Genomic DNA, 18754 nt, shown 5'->3' with positions numbered 1-18754 from the left:
GTGCGTCGTTCTCACCGTGTGTGCAAGAGCACAACCATGAGGTGAGAATGGCTGTCGCATCTGCCCGGAAACTGACCGAAGACCCTAGGGTGCGGCATCGAGGAACTCGGCAGCGCGTCGCCGGAAATACCGCATACCGCGCCCATCAGGAGGAACCAGCCGGATCGGCGCGCAGCGGTCCGTGCCACACACCTCCACCCTCTTCGCGAACGCGTCCGGCGCACCGGCGAGGCAGCTGCGGTGGTGCGAGCTGTGGCAGCCACCCGGCGTGCCGGCCACCTCGCACGGCCGGCCAGCGTACGCACCGGTCCACTTCGGACTAGCTCGCCCGGCGCCGCGCGCATCCCGCGGCATAAGGTCCACTGTGGACCGCTAGAAGTAGGTGCGGACGAAGTCCACGACGGTGTCGCCGTCGACCACGGGCAGCAGCGGCCATTTGTCGAACACCGTGCACGGGTGCGACAGGCCCAGCCCGATCCAGTCGCCGACCCGCACCGGTGAGCCCGGGGGCAGCGCGACGAACGCGTGCTGGTCGTTGAGCGCGGTCACGGTGTGCCCGGTCAGCTCCACGGGTTCCTGTCCGGGGCGCCGGTGCCACTGCGGTACGGGCAGGCCCTCGTCGAAGGAGGCGTCGCGCTTGCCCAGGGTCAGCAGCGCCAGGTCGTCGGCGGGGCGGGAGGTGACCTGGGCCCAGGCGCGCAGCGCAGAGCGGAATCGCGGTGTCCCGGCGATCCGCGGGTGCTCGCCCAGTGGGGAGATGCCGCGGTAGAAGCCGTCGTCGTGGGTCAGGTACGCGCCGCTGCGCAGGACCGGCACCACGTGCAGGCCGGCCCAGTCGCCGGTGAGGGTGGCGGCGACCTGGTCGAAGTAGGCGCTGCCGCCGGCGGTGACGATCACCTGGTCCACGTCGGCGAACAGCCCGCGGCGGCCGATGGCGACGGTGAGTTCGCGCAGCCGCCGCAGGTAGGTGTCGACGACCTGTCGCGAGGCCGGGCTCGGGTCGTGGGCCAGCGCGCCCTCGTACCCGCCGGTGCCGGCCAGGCGCAGCGCCGGGCTGGCGTGCGCGGCCGCGGCGATGGCCAGCGCGGTGTCGAGGTCGCGCGCGCCGGTCCGGCCGCCGTCGGCACCCAGTTCCACCAGCACGTCGACCGGGCGGCCCGCACCGCGCAGCGCCTCGGTCATCAGCTCGACCGAGCGGACCGAGTCGACCCAGCAGCTGAACTCGAAGTCCGGATGCGCGTCCAGCTCCGCGCCGAGCCAGCGCAGCGCCGCCGGGTCGACCAGTTCGTTGGCCAGCAGGATCCGCGACACGCCGAAGGCGCGGTAGACGCGCAGCTGGCCGGCGTTGGCAGCGGTGATGCCCCACGCGCCGTGCTCGGCCTGCCGGGCGAACAGCTGCGGCGCCATCGTGGTCTTGCCGTGCGGTGCGAGTTCCACCCCGGCCCGCGCGCACCACTGCGCCATCGTGCGCAGGTTGTGCTCCAGCGCGTCGGCTTCGAGCACGACGACGGGGCCGACGAACCCGTCGGTGAACAGCCCGGGCCGCAGGGCAGCGGCGTCGGCGAGGGTGTGGCCCCAGAGCTGGGCGGGGAGGGACTTGAACCGCCAGTCGAGCCGTTCGCCGGCGATCGCCGCCAGCGCCGCGGGGTCGAGGGTACAGCCGCCCATGCGAGCTCCGTTGCGTGTTGTGCAACGTCTGTTGCGTTAAGTGACCGTGTCAGGTGTAGCATCCCGTGGGTGACCGGTCAACGGAGCGAGCGTGAGCCAGAGTCTTGACCGTGGGCTGCGCCTGCTCCACGCGCTCGCCGGGGGCGCGAGCACCCTGAGCGAGCTCGCAACCGAGCTCGACGTGCACAAATCGACGGTGCTGCGGCTGCTGCGCACCCTTGAGACGCAGCACTTCGTGCAGCGCGCAGGGTCCCGGAGCTACCGGCTCGGCAGCGCCCTGTTCGACCTGGCCGGCCGCGCGCTGGAGGGCCGCGACGTGCGGCGCGAGTCCGCGCCGGCGCTGGCCGCGCTCAACGACCGCACCGGGCACACCGTGCACCTGGCCACCTTCGAGGACGGCGAGGTCGTCCACGTCGACAAGTACGAAGGCCGGCACAGCGTCCGGATGTATTCGCGCATCGGGGAACGCGTGCCGCTGCACTGCACCGCGGCCGGCAAGATCCTGGTCGCTGCGCTGCCGCCGGCCCGGCGCGAGACGATCGCGCGCGGCCTGGATTACACGCCCCTGACCGCGAACACCATCACCACCCCCGAGGCGTACCTGGCCGAGCTGGCCCGCGTCGCGGAACGCGGGTACGCGGTGGACGACGCCGAGCACGAAGACTTCGTCCACGGCATCGCCGCGCCGGTGCGCGGTCCCGGCGGGGCCGTCCTCGCGGCGGTGTCCCTGTCGGTGCCGAAGGTGTTGCTGGATCACGACGGCCTGCTGGCACTGCTGCCGGTCCTGCGGGCCGCCGCCGAGGACGCGTCCGTCCACAACGGATGGACCCCGTGAGAGAGGAACCGGTTCACATGGCCAAGGTCGCGATCACCACGGAGAAGGCTCCGAAACCGGCGGCGAACTACTCGCCCGCCGTGCGCAAGGGCCCCATCCTCCAGCTGGCCGGGCAGGTCCCGTTCGACCCGGAAACCGGCGAGATCGTGGGCAGCACGATCGCGGAGCAGACGCGTCAGGTGTTCGCGAACCTGGAGGCGGTGCTCACCGAGGCCGGATCCGGCTGGCAGGACGTCATGATGGTCCGCGCGTACCTCACCGACACCGCCCACTTCGGCGAGTTCAACGAGGTGTACAACGAGCTGGTGCGCGAGCCGTACCCGGCGCGGACCACGGTGTACGTCGGGCTGCCGAAGGGTGTGCTGGTGGAGATCGACCTGCTGGCGGTCGTGGACTGAGCCCGGGACCGGCCCGGGACCGGCTCGGTGGGGGTGGCGACCGCCGCGGTCGTCACCCCGCACCCGGGCCGCGACTTCCGCTGGCCGGGTACCGTCAGTACACCGGACCGGTGTACTTCTCCCCGGGCCCCTCGCCGGGCGCATCGGGCACCGCCGACGCCTCCCGGAACGCCTTCTGCAGCGATTGCAGACCGTCGCGCAGGGGAGCGGCGTGCACGCCGAGGTACTCGGCGGAGGCGGTGACCAGCCCGGCCAGCGCGGTGATCAGGCGCCGGGCCTCGTCCAGGTCCCGGTGCGGGCTGGTGTCCGGGTCCTCGTCGGCGAGCCCGAGCCGTTCGGCCGCGGCGGACAGCAACATCACCGCCGCCCGGCTGATGACCTCGACGCTGGGGATGTCCTGCAGGTCGCGCACCGGCGCGGAAATATCGCCCGGGTCGGGCGCGTTGGAACCATCGTCAAGCACGTCTGGTACCCTTCCACGTGCGACCAGTCCCCGAGGAATCGGGGGCGGCAAGTGGAGCCCCGCTCCCACCCGAGTCGCCGCACAAGGCGGCCGGGTCCGGTCCCGTCACCGGCCGTGATCGGTGACGGCGGAACGTCCGGCATCGCTGTCGGACGTGATCGGAAAGCAGGGCCCCGCATCCTGGCACATCGGCCGGGGACGGGGCCCGTGGTATGTGGGCACCAGGTCGAGCAGGCTAGACAACACACCTCGGACCAAGGAGGCCACATCAGCTCCGAGACACGCATCAACGAACGCATCCGCGTTCCCGAGGTCCGGCTCGTCGGACCGAACGGGGAACAGGTCGGCATCGTCCGCATCGAGGATGCGCTCAGGCTCGCCCAGGAAGCGGATCTCGACCTCGTCGAGGTCGCCCCGCAGGCGCGCCCGCCGGTCTGCAAGCTCATGGACTTCGGCAAGTTCAAGTACGAGAGCGCGCAGAAGGCCCGCGAGTCACGCCGTAACCAGCAGCTCACCGTCATCAAAGAGCAGAAGCTGCGCCCGAAGATCGACCAGCACGACTACGAGACGAAGAAGGGGCACGTGTCCCGCTTCCTCGCCGCGGGGAACAAGGTCAAGGTGACCATCATGTTCCGCGGTCGTGAGCAGTCGAGGCCGGAGCTGGGTTTCCGGCTGCTGCAGAAGCTCTCCGAGGACGTGGCCGAGCTCGGTTACGTGGAGGCGTCCCCGAAGCAGGACGGCCGCAACATGATCATGGTGCTGGCGCCGCACAAGAACGCCAAGCCCAAGCAGAAGGCCGCCAAGGAACCCGTCGACTCCTGACGGGCGCCGCGACCGACGCAGTTCGCAGCACACCGGAAATCCGGTGTGCTGCACCATGAAAGAGAGCACTCAATGCCGAAGATGAAGACGCACAGCGGGACCTCGAAGCGGATTCGGGTCACCGGCACGGGCAAGCTCCGTCGTCAGAAGGCGGGTCGCCGCCACCTGATGGAGAAGAAGTCGAGCCGCGTCACCCGCCGTCTGGAGGGCACCGGCGAGGTCGCCAAGAACGACGTCGGCCGGGTCAAGCGGCTGCTCGGCCGCTGAAGCCTCTCCTCTTCCGCCGTAAACCCCCGGGGCGCCCGGTCATCAGCCGTCGCCCCCTGATATCGACAGGACGGACCCGTGGCACGCGTCAAGCGGGCGGTCAACGCCCAGAAGAAGCGTCGCGCAACTCTTGAACTGGCCAGCGGTTACCGCGGCCAGCGCTCGCGGCTGTACCGCAAGGCGAAGGAGCAGATGCTCCACTCGCTCAACTACGCCTACCGGGACCGCCGTGCCCGCAAGGGTGACTTCCGCCAGCTGTGGATCACCCGCATCAACGCGGCCGCGCGGCAGAACGGTGTGACTTACAACCGCTTCATCCAGGGCCTCAAGGCCGCTGGTGTCGAGGTCGACCGCAAGATCCTCGCGGACCTCGCCGTCAACGACCCCGCGGCGTTCACCGCGCTGGCCGAGCTGGCCAAGCAGCACGTGACGACCGGGCCGAGCGACGAGAAGAAGTCGGCCTGAGCGAGCACGCCGATCTGACCCGGCCCGGGGCGGCTCCGTTCACCGAACGGACCCCCCGGGTCGTCGCTGCACGGCGCCTGACCCGCCGTGCCGAGCGCGACAAGACCGGTCGTTTCCTGGCTGAGGGCGCCAACGCCGTCGGCGCCGCCCTGGCTCGTGACCCGGGCGCGGTGCACGAGCTGTTCGTCACCGAGCGTGCCGCGCAGGCCCACCCGGACCTGGTCGGCAGCGCCCGGGAAGCAGGCGTGCGCGTCTCGCCGATCACCGACCGGGCCGCCGCGGGGCTGTCGGAGACGGTAACCCCGCAGGGCATCGTCGCAGTCTGCGCCCTGCTCGACCGCCCCCTCGACGGCTTGCTCGACGACACCGCACGGCTGGTCGCCGTGCTGGACGGCGTCGCCGATCCCGGTAACGCCGGCACTGTCATCCGCGTCGCGGACGCGGCCGGTGCCGACGCGGTCATCCTCACCGGCGACAGCGTCGACCCGCACAACGGTAAGTGTGTCCGCGCGTCGGCGGGCAGCGTCTTCCACCTTCCCCTCTCGCGTACGCGGGACATCGCTGCCGCCCTCGCCGCGTGCCGCGCGGCCGGGCTGCGCCTGCTCGCCGCCCATGGCTACGCCGAGACCGAGCTGGGGGCCGTCGACGCCGCGGGCCCGACGGCCTGGGTGTTCGGCAACGAGGCCCACGGGCTGGCGCCCGGGGTCCTGGCGGCGGTGGACCTTCCGGTGCGCATCCCGCTCTACGGCGCGGCGGAGAGCCTCAACCTGGCCACGGCCGCGGCCGTGTGCCTCTACACCAGCGCGATGGCGGCTCGTCGTCCGGTCGGGTGAGGCGCCGGCGCCGGATCGCGATCGCCTAGAATCCAGCGGTAATCGTCATGTGCGTGTCGCACGGCGGATCCCGTCCAGCGGACACCGAGGAGTTATGTCCGGAGCCACCGAGAAGCAGGACCTGCCCCCGGCCGAGGCCACCTCGCCCGAGACCCTGGGGGCGGCGGTGAAGCACGCCGAGGCCGAGTTCCAGGCCGCCGGCGACCTGGACGCCCTGGCCGCGGTGAAACCGGCCCACCTGGGTGACCACTCGCCGCTCATGCTCGCGCGCCGCGCCATCGGCTCGCTGTCGAAGCAGGACAAGGCCGAGGCCGGCAAGCGGGTCAACGAGGCGCGGCAGGCCATTCAGTCCGCGTTCGACTCCCGGCGCGCCACGCTGCTCGCGGAGCGCGACGAGCGCGTCCTGCGTGAGGAGGCCGTGGACGTCACGCTGCCGTGGGACCGCATCCCGCGCGGCGCCCGGCACCCGCTCACCACCGTGAGCGAGCGCATCGCCGACGTCTTCGTCGCCATGGGCTGGGAGGTCGCTGAGGGCCCCGAGCTGGAAGCCGAGTGGTTCAACTTCGACGCCCTCAACTTCGCGAAGGACCATCCGGCGCGGCAGATGCAGGACACCTTCTACGCCGGTGAACCGGGCTCCGGCCTGGTGCTGCGCACCCACACCTCGCCGGTGCAGGCCCGCACGCTGCTGCACCGCGACCTGCCGGTGTACGTCGTCTGCCCCGGACGCACCTACCGCACGGACGAGCTGGACGCGACCCACACGCCGGTGTTCTCCCAGGTCGAGGGCCTGGCGGTGGACAAGGGCATCACCATGGCCCACCTCAAGGGCACCCTGGACGCGTTCGCCCGGGCCATGTTCGGCGAGAAGTCCAGGACCCGGCTGCGCCCGCACTTCTTCCCCTTCACCGAACCCAGCGCCGAGGTGGACGTCTGGTTCGAGGAGAAGGCCGGCGGCCCGGGATGGGTCGAGTGGGGCGGTTGCGGCATGGTGCACCCGAACGTGCTCCGCGCCTGCGGGGTGGACCCGGAGGTGTACTCGGGCTTCGCGTTCGGCATGGGCATCGAGCGGACCCTCCAGTTCCGCAACGGCATCCCCGACATGCGCGACATCGTCGAGGGCGATGTCCGCTTCACCCTTCCCTTCGGAACGGAGGCCTGAGTGCGAGTCCCCGTCAGCTGGCTGCTCGAGCACCTGGACGCCGGCGAGGTCGGACCGCGGGAGCTGGCCGACGCGTTCATCCGGATCGGCATCGAGGTGGACGAGGTCCGCTCGCTGGACCAGGTCACCGGGCCGCTCGTGATCGGCCGGGTCGCCGATATCGAGGAGCTCACCGGCTTCAAGAAGCCGATCCGGTTCTGCCGCGTCGACGTCGGCGAGGTGGCCGTTCCCGGCGAGGAGCCCGCCGAGCACGAGGGCCCGGCCGGCATCCGCACCCGCGGGATCGTCTGCGGCGCCACGAACTTCGCCGAGGGCGACCTGGTGGTCGTGGCGCTGCCCGGCACGGTGCTGCCCGGGCCGTTCGAGATCGCCTCCCGCAAGACCTACGGCCGGGTCAGCGACGGCATGATCTGCTCGGCCCGCGAGCTCGGCCTGGGCGAGGACCACAGCGGCATCCTCGTGCTGCCGCCGTCGACGGCGAGCCCGGGCGAGTGCGCGCACGAGGTCCTCGGTCTGAACGACACCGTCCTGGATCTGACCCCGACTCCCGACCGCGGCTACGCCCTGTCGGTCCGCGGGCTGGCGCGTGAGCTCGCCGCGGCGCTCGACGTGCCGTTCGGCGACCCGGCCGTGCTCGACCTGCCCGCCGCCGAGGGCGAGGCGTGGCCGGTCGAGATCGCCGACCCGAGCGGTTGCGACCGGTTCGTGGTGCGCCGCATCACCAGCCTCGACGCCGGCGCGCCGACGCCGTGGTGGATGCGCCGGCGCCTGCTGCTGGCCGGGATCCGCTCGATCTCGCTCGCCGTGGACGTCACCAACTACGTCATGCTCGAGCTCGGGCAGCCCTTGCACGCCTGGGACACCGCGTCGTTGCAGGGCGGTCTGGTCGTCCGGCGGGCGAAGCCGGGGGAGAAGCTCACCACCCTCGACGACGTGGAGCGGACCCTCGACGCCGACGATGTCGTGATCGCCGACGAGCGGGGTGCCGTGTCGCTGGCCGGCACGATGGGCGGGGCGAGCACGGAGATCAGCACCGAGAGCACCGACGTCCTGATCGAGGGCGCCCACTGGGACCCGCCGTCGATCAGCCGCACCGCGCGGCGGCACAAGCTGTTCTCGGAGGCCGCCAAGCGGTTCGAGCGGTTCACCGACCCGCAGGTCTGCGCGGCCGCCGTGGAGCGGGCCGCCCGGTTGCTGCGCACCTACGGCGACGGCAGCATCCAGCCGGGCCGCACCGATGTGGGCACGTTCGAGCCGCCGGCGCCGATCACCATGCCGATCAGCCTGCCCGACCGGATCGCCGGCATCCGCTACGACCGCGGCGTCACCGTCCGGCGGCTGAACCAGGTGGGCTGCAAGGTCACCGTCGGCGCCGGTGACGACGGCACCGCCCTGGTGAACGCGACCCCGCCGAGCTGGCGCGGCGACCTCAAACAGCCCGCCGACCTCGTGGAGGAGGTGCTGCGGCTCGAGGGCTACGACAGCATCCCGTCGGTGCTGCCCACTGCTCCGGCGGGCACCGGTCTCACCGCCGCCCAGCGGCGCCGCCGCACCGTGTCGCGTGCGCTCGCCGAGGCGGGGTACGTCGAGGTGCAGCCGTTCCCCTTCCTCGGCGAGTCCGTGTGGGACGCGTTCGGCCTGGCCGCCGACGACGTGCGGCGCAAGACGGTGAAGGTGCAGAACCCGCTCGAGGCGGACAAGGACCGGTTGGCCACCACACTGCTGCCCGGTCTGCTCGAGACGCTGCAGCGCAACGCCTCCCGCGGGTTCAAGGACCTCGCCCTGTTCCACATCGGACAGGTTGTCCTGCCCGGCGCGAGCCCGGTTCCGATGCCGGAGCTCGGCGTCGCCGGGCGTCCGTCGGACGCGGAGCTGGCGCAGCTGGAGGCGGCGGTGCCCGCCCAGCCCCAGCACGTCGCCGTGGTGCTCGCCGGACAGCGCGTGCGCGCCGGCTGGTGGGGCAAGGGTGAGCAGGCCGGCTGGGCGGACGCCGTCCAGGCCGCCCGGCTTGTCGGGCAGGCTGCGGGGGTCGAGCTGCGGGTGCGCAACGCCGAGCTGGCGCCGTGGCACCCCGGGCGGTGTGCCGAACTCCTCGTCGGCGACTGGCCGGTCGGGCACGCGGGCGAGCTGCACCCCAAGGTGATCGAGGCACTGGGCCTGCCCAAGCGGACCGTCGCGATGGAGCTCGACCTCGACGCGATCCCGTTGCGGGAGGACAGGCCGGCCCCGGTGATCTCGCCGTACCCGCCGGTGCTGCTCGACGTCGCGCTCGTGGTGGACGCGCAGGTGCCCGCCGCCGATCTGGCCGCGGCGCTGACGGCCGGTGGTGGTGATTTGCTCGAGGACACCGCGCTGTTCGACGTCTACACCGGCGACCAGGTCGGTGCGGGCAAGCGGTCGCTGGCCTACAAACTGCGGTTCCGCGCGGCGGACCGCACGCTCACCGTCGACGAGGCGACGGCGGCGCGCGACGCCGCCGTGGCCGAGGCCGGCTCGCGGTACGGCGCAGAACTTCGCGCATAGCTGTCCGGACCAGCGCATCTTCTGCTGCGGACTCGTCCGCGGTCGAGGAGACACGGAGGGTCCGGTGGTCAGCTCCCGAGGTGTTTGAGCGCCTCCCGCACTGACAACGGCGACAGTGCGGGATGCGTCTCGACGAACGCGCGCACCCAGTCCGGCGCTGTGCGGGCGTAGTCGCGCAGCGCCCAGCCGATCCCCTTGCGCAGGAAGAAGTCGCCGTCCCCCTCGTTGGCCTCGATCACCGAGGTCAGCAGGCCGGTGTCGGTGTTGTCCCGGGCGCCCACCTGGCAGATCACGGCGGTCCGGCGCCGCCATCTGTCCGCGTCCCGCGCCCAGCGCCGCACCACCGGTGTCACGCGCTCCCGGTCGGTGCGCAGGAGCGGACCCACCCGCCGGATGGCGATCTCGTCGACGTAGTCCCACCACGCCCCGCTGACGATCATCTCCTCGTACAACGGGATCAGCGTGTGGTCCTGCCAGCGGGCGTAGGCCCGGTGCCCGGTGAGGTCGATCGCCAGGTATCGCTCTTCCCGGAACGCCGCGTCCCGCCACAGCTCCCGCACCGCGGCCACGAAGGACTCCCGGTCCGGCAGGGGATGTTCGCCGAACACCCGCCGGGCCAGCCTCGACCGCTCCGGTTTGGGCACGCCACGGAAGTCCATCTCGGACTTCATGTACCGCCGCATCGCCGGCGCCTTCACCGGATCGGCGAGGTGAGCCAGTCCCGCGCGCGCCGCCTGGACCAGTTCGTCCACTTCGTTCATCCGACCTCCCTTTCCGGACGGGTGGGATCCAGGGCACCGCCGCGCGTCGGCTGGCGGACCGGACCGGAATCCGCGATCTTGTGGTGAGATTCTGACCGCTCAGTCGACGAGAGGGTGCACTGTGAGCAAGCTCGTGCCCGGGATCCTCGCGGCCGGTGTGCTGGCGAGCTGCCTGGTGGCCACGCCTGCCGCCGCCGCACCGCCGGAGTTCGTGCCCGCGCCGATCCAGTGGGGACCGTGCGAGTCGGACGGTCTGGCCCGTGCCCGCGCGGAATGCGGTTTCCTCGCCGTGCCGCTGGACTACCAGGATCCGGCCGGCGCGAAGATCTCGCTCGCGGTCTCGCGCGTGCGGCACACGAACAGCGACTACCAGGGCGTCATGCTCGTCAACCCCGGCGGACCAGGCGGTTCCGGGCTGGAGCTCTCGGCGCTCGGCCGGGCCGTGCCGAAGGGAGCCGGGAACTCCTACGACTGGGTCGGGTTCGACCCGCGGGGCGTCGGGTCGAGCCGGCCGGCGCTGTCCTGCGATCCCGGGCACTTCGGCTACAACCGTCCCGCGTACGTGCCGGCCACCCCGCAGCTGGAACAGTCCTGGCTGGGCACCTCCCGGGACTACGCCACGGCCTGCGCGAAGAACGGACCGCTGCTCGAGCACATGCGCACCACGGATGTCGCGCGGGACCTGGACAGCTTGCGGCAGGCGCTGGGCGCCGAGCAGATCAACTACTACGGGTTCTCCTACGGCACCTACCTCGGCCAGGTGTACGCGACCCGGTATCCCGAGCGGGTGCGACGGATGGTGCTGGACAGCAACGTCGATCCGCGAAAGGTCTTCTACCAGGCAAATCTGGACCAGGACGTCGCCTTCGACCGCAACATCAAGGTTTACTTCGACTGGCTCGCCCGCCACGACGATGCCTATCACCTGGGCACGACGGCCGAGGCGGTCGAGGACCTGTGGTACGCCCAGCAGCGTGAGCTGTCCGAGGAGCCGGCCGGAGGCGTGATCGGGCCGGACGAGTGGACCGACATCTTCCTGCAGGCCGGCTACTACCAGTCCACCTGGGAAGATCTGGCGAAGGCTTTCGCGGGCTGGGTGCACCAGCGCGACTGGCAGACGCTCAAGACCCGCTACGACCGGACGAGCTCGCCCGGGGACGACAACGGGTTCGCCGTCTACAACGCTGTCCAGTGCACCGATGCGCCGTGGCCGCGGAGCTGGACCACCTGGAAGGTGGACAACTGGATCACCTACGCGAAGGCGCGGTTCGAGACCTGGGGCAACGCCTGGTACAACGCGCCGTGCCGCACCTGGCCGGTGCCCGCGGGCAAGGCGGTGGACGTGGACGGTCGTCGCGTTGCGGGCGCCCTGCTCATCGGCGAGGAGTTCGACGCAGCCACGCCGTTCACCGGCAACCTGGAGGTGCGCCGCCGCTTCCCGCGCTCGAGCCTGATCGGGGAGCCGGGCGGCACCACGCACGCCGGCTCGCTGTCCGGTGACGCCTGCGTCGACGACCGGATCGCCGACTACCTCGCCACCGGTGCGCTGCCGCCGCGTCAGAAGGGCGACGGCCCGGACGCCCTGTGCGATCCGCTGCCGGAGCCGGTGCCCGGCGGCGCGGCCGGCGCCCGTGCGGATCGTGCCAGGGCCGGTCAGCCCGCCGTGTTGCGCGACGTGCTGCGGGCCGTGGTGCGATAGCGGCACCTTCCGGCCGGATGCTCGGGGCCGCGCGGTGTGGATGTCCGTGCCGCGGCGGTCCTGCCCTCTCCCCATGTCTGCCCCCAGTGGTCGGTGGTGAGGCGGACCACGTTAGGCCGGGGGTCCGACAATTTCGGTGCGCGATGGCCCGGCGACGGCACGTGACCGAAATTGTCGGAGGCCGTCGCTAGCGTGCCGGGCATGAACATCATCGAAGAGCACCGGAGCACGCTCCGCGCCGGCAACACCACCATTTCCATCGAGGTCGTGGCCCTGCCGGACGGCCACCGGGACCGGCACGACGGCCGGCTGCTGATCCGGATCGGCGCTGCCGGAGCCGACGGCGAACCGGTCGCCGATGGGCAGATCGAGGTGACCGCGGGCGCGGCCGGCACCGTCGGCACGGTGTTGTCGGAGACCCTGCGACACCACGCGGCCCTCGTCGATCCCGGTGGCCGGAGAGTCCGTGACCGTCCCGCCGGCCAGGGCCGCCCGTGGTCCGCGGAGCTCGACGCGGAACTCGAGCGCAGGTGGATCGCGGGGGAGAGCGTCGCCGACATCGCCCGCGAGCTCGAGCGCAGCCCCGGCGGGATCCGCGCCCGTCTGCCCCGGGTGGGCTGTGACCCGGAACGCCGCGGCGAGTACCTGCCCGATCCACCCAGCATGCGGGCCACGGCGCCGGGGAGCGGCGATGCGGCCTGACCGGCAGGCGGACTCCCCGGCGTCTCCGTCACCCGCCCGCCGCGGGTTACTCCCTCGCGGCCGCACCTCCGCCCGGTTCACGGCCGTCCGACAGCCCCACGGGCGGTCGGGGGCACCGCTGACAGCCGAGCGAGGACCCGGCGGCATGTGGACGGCACGCTGTGCGGTCGACGGCGGACGAGCAGGCTGCCGTCGGTCCCGTGCTCCGTGAGTGCGGTGTGCGGGGCAGCTCGGTGCTCCGTGCCTGAGCCGCTCGCCAGGTCGGGCGCACCACCGGCATGCGCTGCGGCCGCCCGGCGGACCGCCGGTCGTGGGTGCTGGTGGCAGCTGATGCTCGCTCGCTTCCGGCACTGTGACTCCACACCATCTAGTTTGATTGATCTTTCGCGGCAATGCATAATCATTCGTATGACGGTGAAGGTCGCGGTGGCCGGGGCGAGCGGGTACGCGGGCGGGGAAGCTCTCCGCCTGCTGCTGGCACACCCGGAGGTCGAAATCGGTGCGGTGACGGCGGCGAGCAGCGCCGGCACCCCGCTGGGTCAGCATCAGCCCCACCTGGTCCCGCTGGCCGGGCGCATCCTGGAGGAGACCAGCGCCGAGACGCTGGGCGGCCACGACGTGGTCTTCCTCGCACTGCCGCACGGTCGTTCGGCGGAGATCGCGGCCCAGCTCGGGCCGGATGTGCTGGTCGTCGACCTGGGTGCCGACCACCGGCTGGTCAGCGCGGCCGACTGGGCGCGCTGGTACGGCGGTGACCACGCCGGGACCTGGCCCTACGGCCTGCCGGAACTCCCGGGTGCGCGCGAGCAGCTCGCCGGCACCAAACGCATCGCGGTGCCGGGCTGCTTCCCGACCGGGGGGACGCTGGCGCTGGCACCGGCGCTCGCCGCCGGGCTGGTGCGGCCCGAGGTGACGATCACCGCGGTAACCGGTACCTCGGGCGCGGGCAAGAGTCTCAAGCCGCACTTGCTGGGGTCCGAGGTGATGGGGTCGGCGAGCGCCTACGGTGTCGGCGGTGCGCACCGGCACACGCCGGAGCTGGCGCAGAACCTGGGTGCGGTGGCCGGGGTTCCGGTGACCGTGTCGTTCACGCCGGTCCTCGCGCCGATGCCACGCGGGATCCTGACGACGGCGAGCGCGCCGCTGGCCGGGGAGACCGACACAGCGGCGGTCCGCGCGGTGTACGAGAAGGCCTATCAGGCCGAGCCGTTCGTGCAGGTGCTGCCCGAGGGCAGCTGGCCGGTCACGGCGGCGACGCTGGGCTCGAACAACGTGCAGCTCCAGGTCGCGGTGGACGCCGACGCCGGGCGGCTGGTCGTCGTGGCCGCGATCGACAACCTGACCAAGGGCACCGCGGGCGGTGCCATCCAGTCCATGAACATCGCACTCGGTCTCCCGGAGACCACCGGCCTTCCGACAGTAGGAGTCGCACCGTGACCGTGACCGGACCGAAGGGGTTCCGCGCCGCAGGCGTGGCCGCCGGGATCAAGGCCTCCGGCGCCCTGGACCTCGCGCTGGTCGTCAACGACGGGCCGGACCAGGCGGCCGCGGGCGTCTTCACCCGCAACGTGGTCAAGGCCGCGCCGGTGCTGTGGTCCCAGGAGGTGTTGCGGCACAAGCGGTTGCGCGCGGTCGTGCTCAACTCCGGCGGCGCGAACGCGGCCACCGGTCCCGGTGGGTTCCAGGACACGCACGCCACCGCCGAGAAGGTCGCCGAGCTGCTCGAGGTCGGCGCGATCGACGTGGCGGTGTGCTCGACCGGTCTGATCGGGGAGCGGCTGCCCATGCCGGCCGTGCTGGCCGGAGTGGACGCGGCAGTCAAGGGGCTGGACACCACGGCGGAGTCCGCGCTCGCCGCCGCCAGCGCCGTGATGACGACCGACACGAAACCGAAGCAGACGCTGCAGTCCGGCGGCGGCTGGAGCGTCGGCGGTTTCGCCAAGGGCGCGGGCATGCTGGCCCCCAACCTCGCGACGATGCTGTCCGTCCTGACCACGGACGCGGCCGTGGACCCGGACGCGCTCGACGCGGCCCTGCGCGCCGCCACGCGCGTCACCTTCGACCGGCTCGACGTGGACGGTGGCACCTCCACCAACGACACGGTCCTCGTGCTCGCCTCGGGCGCCAGCGGCATCACCCCCGGCCTGGACGAATTCACCGACGTGCTCACCGCGGCCTGCATGGACCTCGTCCAGCAGTTGCGGGCCGACTCCGAGGGCGTCACGAAGGAGGTCGACGTGGTGGTCCGCGGAGCGGCCAGTGAGCAGGACGCGATCAACGTCGGCCGCACCGTAGCCGAGGACAACCTGGTCAAGACCGCGCTGTTCGGCTCGGATCCGAACTGGGGCCGCATCGCGATGGCCGTCGGGCGCGCCCAGGCGGAGATCGACCCGGGGACGCTGTCGATCACGATCAACGGCGTCACCCTGTTCGCGGGCGGAACCACCGCGGCCGACCGCTCCGCGGCCGACCTGTCCGGCCGGGCGGTCGAGATCGTCATCGATCTCGGCATCGGCTCGAGCGAGGCCACGATCTTCACCACCGACCTGTCGCACGCCTACGTCGAAGAGAACAGCGCCTACTCCTCATGACTCCTCCCGAACTGGTCGCGGCCGACGATCGGATGTCCACCGCGGCGGAGAAGGCCGGCGTGCTGATCGAGGCTCTGCCCTGGCTGCAGCGCTTCCACGGCGCCACCGTGGTCGTCAAGTACGGCGGCAACGCGATGATCGACGACGAACTCAAGCGCGCGTTCGCGCAGGACATGGTGTTCCTGCGGCTGGCCGGTCTGCGCCCGGTCGTCGTGCACGGCGGCGGCCCGCAGATCACCGCGATGCTGGAACGAGTCGGGCTCGTCGGCGAGTTCAAGGGCGGCCTGCGGGTCACCACTCCGGAGACGATGGACATCGTCCGGATGGTCCTGGTCGGCCAGGTCAGCCGCGAGCTGGTCGGCTTGATCAACGCGCACGGCCCGTACGCGGTCGGCATTTCCGGTGAGGACGCGCAGCTGTTCACCGCCGAGCGCAAACACGCCACCGTCGACGGCGAGTCCGTCGACGTGGGCCTGGTCGGCGAGGTCGCCTCGGTCAACCCGGACGCGGTGCTGGACATCGTCAACGCGGGCCGCATCCCGGTGGTGTCCACGGTGGCCCCGGATGCGGACGGCGTGGTGCACAACGTCAACGCGGACACCGCGGCCGGCGCGCTCGCCGCCGCGCTCGACGCGGAGAAGCTCGTGGTGCTCACCGATGTCGAGGGCCTCTACGCGAACTGGCCGGACCGCTCGTCGCTGATCGACCGGATCCGCGTCGACCGGCTCGAGGAGCTGCTGCCCACGCTGGCCAGCGGCATGATCCCGAAGATGGAGGCCTGCGTGCGTGCGGTGCGCGGTGGCGCACGCACCGCCCACGTCATCGACGGCCGCATCGCCCACTCGGTCCTGCTCGAGGTCTTCACCTCCCGCGGGATCGGCACCATGGTCCTCCCGGAACAGGAGTCCTGATGGACGCGCTCACCTCCAATGTGGACGGCCGGCGGCACTGGCAGTCCGCGCTGATGGACAACTACGGCACCCCCGGCCTCACCCTGGTGCGGGGCGACGGCGCCCGCGTCTGGGACGCCGACGGCACCGAGTACGTCGACCTGGTCGGTGGCATCGCGGTCAACGCGTTGGGGCATGCGCACCCCGACGTCGTGCGGGCGGTGACCGAGCAGATCACCAAGCTGGGCCACACCTCCAACCTCTACGTCAACCCGGTCACGGTCGAGCTGGCCGAGGCGCTGCTGGACGTCGCCGGCCTGGCCGGGCAGGCGAAGGTCCTGTTCGTCAACTCCGGTGCGGAAGCCAACGAGGCGGCGCTGAAGATCAGCAGGCTCACGGGTCGTACCAAGGTTGTCGCCTGCGAGGGCGCCTTCCACGGGCGCACGATGGGCTCGCTGTCGCTGACCGGTCAGCCCGGCAAGAAGCAGCCGTTCGAGCCGCTGGTGCCGGGCGTGGTGCACGTCCCGTTCGGTGACGCCGACGCCCTGCGCGCTGCTGTCGACACCGACACCGCCGCGGTGTTCCTCGAGCCGATCCTCGGCGAAGCCGGTGTCGTTCCCGCGCCCGACGGCTACCTGCAGGCCGCCCGGGAGATCACCAAGGCGACCGGCACCCTGCTGGTGCTCGACGAGGTGCAGACCGGCATCGGCCGCACCGGTGCCTGGTTCGCCTTCCAGCGGGCCGGGGTCATCCCGGACGTCATCACCCTCGCCAAAGGCCTCGGCGGCGGCCTGCCGCTGGGCGCCGTGATCGGCGTCGGTGCGGCCGGTGATCTGTTCAAACCCGGCCAGCACGGCACCACCTTCGGCGGCAACCCGGTGTCCTGCGCCGCGGGCCTCGCGGTGCTGCGGGCCATCTCCCGGGACGGCCTGATCGACCACGTCTCCCGCGTGGGCAAGGACCTCGCCGCCGGCGTGGAGGAGCTGGGCCACCCGCTGGTGAAGGGCGTGCGCGGGGCTGGTCTGCTGATCGGCATCATGCTCAGCGAGCCGGTCTCCCCGGCCGTCGCCCAGGCCGCGCAGGCCGCGGGCTACCTGGTCAACCCGGTCGCCCCGGACACGATCCGGCTGGCGCCGCCCCTGATCCTGAGCCAGGACCAGGCCGAAGGCTTCCTCGCCGCACTGCCCGGCGCACTCGACACCACCACCCCGAAGGACTGACTGCCCGATGCCCCGCCACTTCCTGCGTGACGACGACCTGACCCCGGACGAACAGCTGGCCGTGCTCGACCTGGCCGCCGAGCTGAAGAAGGACCCGCTGGGCAACCGGTCACTGGCCGGCCCCAAGTCGGTGGCCGTCCTGTTCGAGAAGAACTCCACACGCACCCGGTTGTCGTTCGAGGTCGGCATCGCCCAGCTGGGTGGTCATCCGATCATCGTGGACGGCCGGTCGATGCAGCTGGGCCGCGAGGAGACGATCGAGGACACGGCCCGGGTGCTCTCCCGGTACGTGGACGCGGTGGTCTGGCGCACCTTCGCCCAGCAGCGCATCGTCGCGATGGCCTCGGCCGCGACGGTCCCGGTGGTCAACGCGCTGACTGACGAGTTCCACCCGTGCCAGGTGCTGGCGGACCTGCAGACGATCCGCGAGCGCAAGGGCACCCTCGCCGGGCTGACCCTCACCTACCTCGGCGACGGCGCCAACAACATGGCCCACTCGCTGCTGCTCGGCGGTGTCACCGCGGGCCTGCACGTCCGGGTCGTGGCCCCCGAGGGCTTCCAGCCGGACGCGGACGTGGTGACCGACGCCAAGAAACGCGCGGCGGAGACCGGTGGCGGTGTCGGCCTGTTCACCGACCCGAACGCCGCCGTCGAGGGGGCGGACGTTCTCGTCACCGACACCTGGACCTCCATGGGCCAGGAGAACGACGGCATGGATCGTGTCACGCCGTTCCGGAAGCTCCAGGTCAACGCATCGCTGCTGGCCGAGGCGGCCGACGACGCGATCGTGCTGCACTGCCTGCCCGCGCACCGCGGCTGGGAAATCACCGACGAGGTGCTCGACGGCCCGTCGAGTGCGGTGTGGGACGAGGCCGAGAACCGCCTGCACGCGCAGAAGGCGCTTCTCGTGTGGCTCCTGCAGCAGGGGGACGCGCGACGATGAACCGCGCCGCCCGGCAGGCCCGCATCGTCGAGCTGGTCTCGTCGATGGCCATCCGCAGCCAGACCGAGCTGGCGAAGCTGCTGGCGGCCGAGGGGGTCGAGGTCACGCAGGCCACGCTGTCGCGGGACCTCGACGAGCTCGGTGCGGTCAAACTGCGCGGGGCGGACTCCGGCGCGCCGGTGTACGTGATCCCGGAGGACGGCAGTCCCGTGCGCGGAGTGCAGGGCGGCACATCCCGCCTGTCCCGGTTGCTGGCCGAGCTGATGGTGTCGGTCGATTCCTCGGGCAACCTGACGGTGCTGCGCACGCCGCCGGGTGCGGCGCAGTTCCTGGCCAGCGCGATCGACCGGGCTGCACTGGAGGAGGTGGTCGGCTCGATCGCCGGGGACGACACGGTGGCGGTGATCGCGCGCGAACCGCTCACCGGGCGGGATCTGGCCGACCGGTTCGCCGCCCTGGCACAGCGCTCCTCTACTTTGGACTCCGAACACCACGAGCAGAGCGAAGGCTGA

General features: G+C 71.8%; 19 protein-coding genes. 16 read left to right on the top strand and 3 right to left on the bottom strand.

What is annotated here, in order from left to right; translation table 11 throughout:
• Window positions 1-372: 372 nt before the first annotated feature.
• Window positions 373-1668, bottom strand: coding sequence for an amino acid deaminase (locus FHX46_RS18095; RefSeq protein ID WP_167116322.1), 1296 nt, complete (start codon window positions 1666-1668; stop codon window positions 373-375).
• 91 nt (window positions 1669-1759) lie between these two features.
• Here FHX46_RS18095 and FHX46_RS18090 point away from each other — a divergent pair, with 91 nt between their 5' ends.
• Entirely contained in the window at window positions 1760-2503 is a 744-nt protein-coding gene (locus FHX46_RS18090; RefSeq protein ID WP_167116318.1) for an IclR family transcriptional regulator, read from the top strand.
• Between the two features lie 17 nt (window positions 2504-2520).
• Window positions 2521-2901 carry a RidA family protein gene (locus tag FHX46_RS18085; RefSeq protein ID WP_167116315.1) on the top strand — a complete coding sequence of 127 codons (381 nt, stop codon included), beginning with the start codon at window positions 2521-2523 and terminating at the stop codon, window positions 2899-2901.
• Window positions 2902-2995: 94 nt separating this feature from the next.
• Here FHX46_RS18085 and FHX46_RS18080 read toward each other — a convergent pair whose 3' ends face one another.
• Window positions 2996-3364 carry a DUF1844 domain-containing protein gene (locus FHX46_RS18080; RefSeq protein ID WP_167116312.1) on the bottom strand — a complete coding sequence of 123 codons (369 nt, stop codon included), beginning with the start codon at window positions 3362-3364 and terminating at the stop codon, window positions 2996-2998.
• A gap of 207 nt (window positions 3365-3571) precedes the next feature.
• On the opposite strand from FHX46_RS18080, the gene infC reads away from it, so the two are divergent.
• The 6 genes from infC to pheT all read left to right on the top strand — a co-directional run bounded on the left by infC (window position 3572) and on the right by pheT (window position 9436).
• Window positions 3572-4186 carry a translation initiation factor IF-3 gene (gene infC / locus FHX46_RS18075; protein ID WP_094009115.1) on the top strand — a complete coding sequence of 205 codons (615 nt, stop codon included), beginning with the start codon at window positions 3572-3574 and terminating at the stop codon, window positions 4184-4186.
• Between the two features lie 72 nt (window positions 4187-4258).
• On the top strand, window positions 4259-4453 hold the full coding sequence (rpmI, locus tag FHX46_RS18070; RefSeq protein ID WP_167097103.1) for a 50S ribosomal protein L35: 195 nt from the start codon (window positions 4259-4261) through the stop codon (window positions 4451-4453).
• Between the two features lie 78 nt (window positions 4454-4531).
• A complete protein-coding gene (rplT, locus tag FHX46_RS18065; RefSeq protein WP_167097101.1) occupies window positions 4532-4918 on the top strand; it encodes a 50S ribosomal protein L20 in 387 nt (128 codons plus the stop codon).
• A 14-nt stretch (window positions 4919-4932) separates the two neighbouring features.
• Window positions 4933-5751, top strand: a complete 819-nt coding sequence (locus FHX46_RS18060; RefSeq protein WP_279589555.1) for a TrmH family RNA methyltransferase — start codon at window positions 4933-4935, stop codon at window positions 5749-5751.
• Window positions 5752-5845: 94 nt separating this feature from the next.
• Window positions 5846-6913 (top strand): phenylalanine--tRNA ligase subunit alpha, encoded by a 1068-nt coding sequence (gene pheS, locus FHX46_RS18055; protein WP_167116307.1) that lies wholly within the window; start codon window positions 5846-5848, stop codon window positions 6911-6913.
• The gene (gene pheT / locus FHX46_RS18050) at window positions 6914-9436 is read left to right on the top strand and encodes a phenylalanine--tRNA ligase subunit beta (RefSeq protein ID WP_167116304.1); all 2523 of its coding nucleotides are present in this window, start codon (window positions 6914-6916) and stop codon (window positions 9434-9436) included.
• A gap of 68 nt (window positions 9437-9504) precedes the next feature.
• On the opposite strand, the gene FHX46_RS18045 is transcribed toward pheT, so the two are convergent.
• The gene (locus FHX46_RS18045) at window positions 9505-10197 is read right to left on the bottom strand and encodes a DNA alkylation repair protein (protein WP_167116301.1); all 693 of its coding nucleotides are present in this window, start codon (window positions 10195-10197) and stop codon (window positions 9505-9507) included.
• A gap of 121 nt (window positions 10198-10318) precedes the next feature.
• Here FHX46_RS18045 and FHX46_RS18040 point away from each other — a divergent pair, with 121 nt between their 5' ends.
• From FHX46_RS18040 to FHX46_RS18005, 8 genes are all read left to right on the top strand, one after another.
• Window positions 10319-11896, top strand: coding sequence for an alpha/beta hydrolase (locus FHX46_RS18040; protein ID WP_167116298.1), 1578 nt, complete (start codon window positions 10319-10321; stop codon window positions 11894-11896).
• Between the two features lie 201 nt (window positions 11897-12097).
• On the top strand, window positions 12098-12598 hold the full coding sequence (locus FHX46_RS18035) for a helix-turn-helix domain containing protein (protein ID WP_167116295.1): 501 nt from the start codon (window positions 12098-12100) through the stop codon (window positions 12596-12598).
• Window positions 12599-13006: 408 nt separating this feature from the next.
• Window positions 13007-14035 carry an N-acetyl-gamma-glutamyl-phosphate reductase gene (argC, locus tag FHX46_RS18030; protein WP_167116293.1) on the top strand — a complete coding sequence of 343 codons (1029 nt, stop codon included), beginning with the start codon at window positions 13007-13009 and terminating at the stop codon, window positions 14033-14035.
• The gene (gene argJ / locus FHX46_RS18025; RefSeq protein ID WP_167116290.1) at window positions 14032-15189 is read left to right on the top strand and encodes a bifunctional glutamate N-acetyltransferase/amino-acid acetyltransferase ArgJ; all 1158 of its coding nucleotides are present in this window, start codon (window positions 14032-14034) and stop codon (window positions 15187-15189) included. Before argC ends, argJ begins: the two co-directional genes overlap by 4 nt.
• Window positions 15186-16100, top strand: coding sequence for an acetylglutamate kinase (argB, locus tag FHX46_RS18020; protein WP_167097086.1), 915 nt, complete (start codon window positions 15186-15188; stop codon window positions 16098-16100). The genes argJ and argB overlap by 4 nt, the downstream gene beginning before the upstream one ends.
• Window positions 16100-17299, top strand: a complete 1200-nt coding sequence (locus FHX46_RS18015; protein ID WP_167116287.1) for an acetylornithine transaminase — start codon at window positions 16100-16102, stop codon at window positions 17297-17299. Before argB ends, FHX46_RS18015 begins: the two co-directional genes overlap by 1 nt.
• Before the next feature lie 7 nt (window positions 17300-17306).
• A complete protein-coding gene (gene argF / locus FHX46_RS18010) occupies window positions 17307-18242 on the top strand; it encodes an ornithine carbamoyltransferase (RefSeq protein WP_167116284.1) in 936 nt (311 codons plus the stop codon).
• Window positions 18239-18754: an arginine repressor gene (locus FHX46_RS18005; RefSeq protein WP_167097080.1), complete on the top strand. Its 516-nt coding sequence runs from the start codon at window positions 18239-18241 to the stop codon at window positions 18752-18754. Before argF ends, FHX46_RS18005 begins: the two co-directional genes overlap by 4 nt.

The organism is Amycolatopsis viridis, assembly GCF_011758765.1.
GTDB classification, from domain to species: domain Bacteria; phylum Actinomycetota; class Actinomycetes; order Mycobacteriales; family Pseudonocardiaceae; genus Amycolatopsis_E; species Amycolatopsis_E viridis.
This window is presented reverse-complemented; position numbering and strand designations above follow the sequence as displayed.

What these genes read in the sequence shown, in the direction of transcription:
- FHX46_RS18045 (WP_167116301.1), bottom strand. Translation starts at nt 10,197, where the DNA reads ATGAACGAAGTGGACGAACTGGTCCAGGCGGCGCGCGCGGGACTGGCT.
- FHX46_RS18005 (WP_167097080.1), top strand. Translation starts at nt 18,239, where the DNA reads ATGAACCGCGCCGCCCGGCAGGCCCGCATCGTCGAGCTGGTCTCGTCG.
- FHX46_RS18015 (WP_167116287.1), top strand. Translation starts at nt 16,100, where the DNA reads ATGGACGCGCTCACCTCCAATGTGGACGGCCGGCGGCACTGGCAGTCC.
- FHX46_RS18085 (WP_167116315.1), top strand. Translation starts at nt 2,521, where the DNA reads ATGGCCAAGGTCGCGATCACCACGGAGAAGGCTCCGAAACCGGCGGCG.
- FHX46_RS18035 (WP_167116295.1), top strand. Translation starts at nt 12,098, where the DNA reads ATGAACATCATCGAAGAGCACCGGAGCACGCTCCGCGCCGGCAACACC.
- argB (WP_167097086.1), top strand. Translation starts at nt 15,186, where the DNA reads ATGACTCCTCCCGAACTGGTCGCGGCCGACGATCGGATGTCCACCGCG.
- argC (WP_167116293.1), top strand. Translation starts at nt 13,007, where the DNA reads ATGACGGTGAAGGTCGCGGTGGCCGGGGCGAGCGGGTACGCGGGCGGG.
- rpmI (WP_167097103.1), top strand. Translation starts at nt 4,259, where the DNA reads ATGCCGAAGATGAAGACGCACAGCGGGACCTCGAAGCGGATTCGGGTC.
- pheS (WP_167116307.1), top strand. Translation starts at nt 5,846, where the DNA reads ATGTCCGGAGCCACCGAGAAGCAGGACCTGCCCCCGGCCGAGGCCACC.
- FHX46_RS18095 (WP_167116322.1), bottom strand. Translation starts at nt 1,668, where the DNA reads ATGGGCGGCTGTACCCTCGACCCCGCGGCGCTGGCGGCGATCGCCGGC.
- argF (WP_167116284.1), top strand. Translation starts at nt 17,307, where the DNA reads ATGCCCCGCCACTTCCTGCGTGACGACGACCTGACCCCGGACGAACAG.